The organism is Streptomyces prasinopilosus, from assembly GCF_001419695.1.
GTDB classification, from domain to species: Bacteria; Actinomycetota; Actinomycetes; order Streptomycetales; family Streptomycetaceae; genus Streptomyces; species Streptomyces prasinopilosus.
Map to the genome: position 1 here is coordinate 1 of NZ_LIRG01000954.1, position 3,211 is coordinate 3,211.

At 78.3% G+C, this 3,211-nt stretch carries 2 protein-coding genes and 1 pseudogene; 1 reads left to right on the forward strand and 2 read right to left on the reverse strand.

All coding sequences use genetic code 11. From position 1 onward, the window contains the following. Positions 1–457: pseudogene (locus AOK18_RS28960) on the forward strand (regulator); the annotation flags it as partial. 116 nt (positions 458–573) lie between these two features. On the opposite strand, the gene AOK18_RS28965 reads toward AOK18_RS28960, so the two are convergent. Further along, positions 574–1,968: an NAD(P)/FAD-dependent oxidoreductase gene (locus AOK18_RS28965; protein ID WP_055696238.1), complete on the reverse strand. Its 1,395-nt coding sequence runs from the start codon at positions 1,966–1,968 to the stop codon at positions 574–576. Between the two features lie 307 nt (positions 1,969–2,275). After that, on the reverse strand, positions 2,276–3,178 hold the full coding sequence (locus AOK18_RS28970; protein WP_079105243.1) for a TIGR01777 family oxidoreductase: 903 nt from the start codon (positions 3,176–3,178) through the stop codon (positions 2,276–2,278). Positions 3,179–3,211: the final 33 nt, after the last annotated feature.

Genomic DNA, 3,211 nt, shown 5'->3' on the forward strand with positions numbered 1-3,211 from the left:
GGCGCGCGGGCACGGCGTGCTCGGTGAGGTCCGCGCCTGCACCGCGGCCCTGGTGCGCGCCGAACGCGCCCTGGAGAGCGCCCGGCCCGGCGACGAGGTCCCGCACTGGGTGCGCTTCTTCGACGAGGCCCAGCTCGCCGACGAGTTCGCCCACTGCCACCGCGACCTCCAGCAGTTCCGGGCCGCCGTCCAGCACGCGGAGCGCTCGCTGCAGCTGCGCGCCTCCGGGTACGCCCGCAGCCGCCTGTTCTGCCGGGTCGTCCTCGCCACCGCCCGCCTCGGCCTCGGCGAACTCGACCAGGCCTGCCTCCTCGCCGCCGAGGCGGCGGGCCAGGCCGCCGAGATGCGCTCGGTACGGGCCGTGGAGTACGTCCGCGACTTCGAACGCCGCCTGGAGCCCTACCGCGACGCGGCCCCGGTCCGCGTCTACCGGGACAGGGTCGCGGCGCACGGCTGAGCGGCGGCGGTGAGGGCGCGGATCGAGCGGCGCGGGCCCGGAGGAGCGGCGTGCGCCGGTGCGGGGCGCCGACGCGGGGACGGTGGGCGGCGCGGGGACGCCGCCCACCCGGAAGGTCAGGCCGCCCGGACCGTGGGCAGCGGGTCGGCCCTGTGCAGGGAGCGGCCCGCGCCCAGGTCCGCCAGGATCGCCGCCGAGGCGCGGCGGCCCGAGTGCAGGGCGCCCTGCACGGTGCCGGTGTCGCGGTGGTCGCCGCACACGTACAGACCGGCCAGCAGCCGTACCGGGCGGCGCGGATCGTGCGGTGGGGGCATCGCCGGCACGGCGTCGGCGGTGTGGTGGACCGCCAGGGTCTCCCAGCGCGCCGTCGGCACGCCGTACAGCCTGGACAGGTGCACCCGCACGTCCGCGTCCACCTGCGCCCCGGGCGGGCCCAGGACCGTGGACGACACCAGCGCGCGGCCCGCCGGGGCCCGGGACGGGTCGACCCGGCTCACCACCGCCGTGTGCGCCACCGGGCCGCCCCGGTCGGCGTCCAGGAGCAGCGAGGCACCCGTCCGGGGGGCCTCGTCCGTCGCGTGGTGCACCACCGTCACCGGGTGGAAGTCCGGCACCCGCAGGCCCGGCAGCAACCGCGCGGCGGCGCGCGCGTCCGTCGCGACCAGCACCGCGCGGCAGCGGAACTCGCCGTGCTCGGCGGTGGTCACCGACGTCGTCGAGACGGAGGTGACCCGGACGCCGGTGCGCACCGTGCCCGGCGGCAGCTCCCGCGCCAGCAGGCGCGGCAGGGCCTCCGCGCCGCCCTCCGGCAGGCACAGCCGCCCGGCCGCGAAGGCGCGCAGCGCGAGATCCGCGCACCGGCTCGACGTGCCGAGGTCCGGGTCGCACAACAGCGCGGCGAGCAGCGGACGGAGGAAGCCGTCGACGGTACGGACGGGCAGCCCCCGGACCGCCAGCGCCTCCGCGGCGGTCGTCTCCGGCCGGGCCAGGAGCCGTCGCACCGGTGTGCCCGCGAGGCGGGTGAACGCGGCGCCCAGCCGGGCCTGGTCGACGGCGGTGCCCAGCGGGGCACCGGTCCGGCTCCGGGGCGTGGACACCTGCCGTCCGGGGACGGCCGCCGGCCTCCTGGGCGCCGCCCCCGCCCTGGGAGCGCTTGCGAGGGTGCGCACCACATGGAGTGCGCCCCTTGCGCCCCCCGCGCCGGCGGGCACGCCCGCCCGGTGGTGCCGTCCGTCGCTGTGCAGCAGGACCCCGGGCGCGAACGGGCGCAGGACGAGTCCGTCCAGGCCCGCGGCCGGCCGCAGCTCGGGATACGCCGTGGACAGCAGCCGGCCGACCCTGTCGAGCCGAAAGCCGTCGACCTTCTCCGTGGCCATCCGGCCGCCCACCGCGGGGGCGGCCTCCAGGACCACGGTGGTGACTCCTGCGCCGGTCAGGCGTCGTGCCGCGGAGAGTCCGGCGATCCCGGCCCCCACGACGACGACGTCCGCCTGGTACGTGTGCTCGAGCACGTGCCCCTCCTCGAGGTTGCGCGGACGCTGGAGTCGTCATTCCCCCAACAGGCCCCAGGGATACGCGAGTTCTGCTCGAGGTTAGGTCCGGGAGGACGCCCCGGGGAGTCGCGCACCGACCGGGGCACGGGCGCACGGCGGTCGCATGCGCCCGCCGGACGGCACACCCCGGTCACCGGGGGCGCACCGCGCCCCGGCCGTCCCGCGTCACGGCCGTTCCGTGCCCCGGTCGTCCCGCGTCACAGCCGTCCCGCGGTCCCCTCGCCGCCCCCGGCCGCGGCCCGGGGTGCCCGCCGCGTCCGTCCGCTCACAGCGCCGCGCGGATCGTCCCCTCGATATCCGGGAACGCGAACCGGAACCCCGACTCCAGCAGCCGCTTCGGCAGCACCCGGGCGCTGCCCAGCACGTCCTGGGCCATCTCGCCGAGCACCGTCCGCAGTACCGGCGCCGGTACCGCGAACACCGCCGGCCGGCGCAGCACGCGCGCCATCGCCGCGGTGATCTCGCGGTTGGTCGCCGGGTGCGGCGCGGTCAGGTTGAACGGCCCGGACAGCCCGTCGGTGTCGAGCAGGTGGCGCAGGGCGGCCACCTCGTCGTGCAGGGCGATGTACGACCAGTACTGCCGCCCGTCGCCCAGCCGCCCGCCCAGCCCGGCCCGGAACAGCGGGAAGAGCCTGCCCCACGCGCCGCCCCCGCGGGCCACCACGAGCCCGGTCCGGGCGAACGCCGTCCGCACGCCCGCCTCCCGGGCCGGCGCCGCCGCGGCCTCCCACTCGACGCACAGCTCCGGCAGGAAGCCCGAGCCCGCCGGCGCGCTCTCGTCGACCGCCCGGTCGCCGGTCTCGCCGTAGTAGCCGATCGCGCTGCCGTTCACGAACACCCGCGGCCGCACGTCCCGCTCCATCGCGGCGAACGCCTCGGCGAGCGCGGCCGTGCCCCGCACCCGGCCGTCGCGGATGCGTGCCTTGTAGGCGGGCGTCCAGCGCTGGTCGCCCACCCCGGCACCGGCGAGGTTGACCACGGCGTCGCACCCGGCGAGCCCGGCCGCGTCCACGGACCCCCGCTCCGGGTCCCACCGCACCTCGTCCTCCGAGCGGGGCGCCCTGCGCACCAGGCGCACCACCCGGTGCCCGTCGGCGGTCAGGGACCGGACGAGTGCGCCGCCGATGAGGCCGGACGCACCGGCCACCGCGATTCGGGAAGGTTCCATGATTCCATCCTGCCCGTCGTCCGCCCCCGCCGC

Excerpts from the sequence above, each read along its gene's own strand:
- AOK18_RS28970 (WP_079105243.1), bottom strand. The coding sequence starts at position 3,178 with ATGGAACCTTCCCGAATCGCGGTGGCCGGTGCGTCCGGCCTCATCGGC.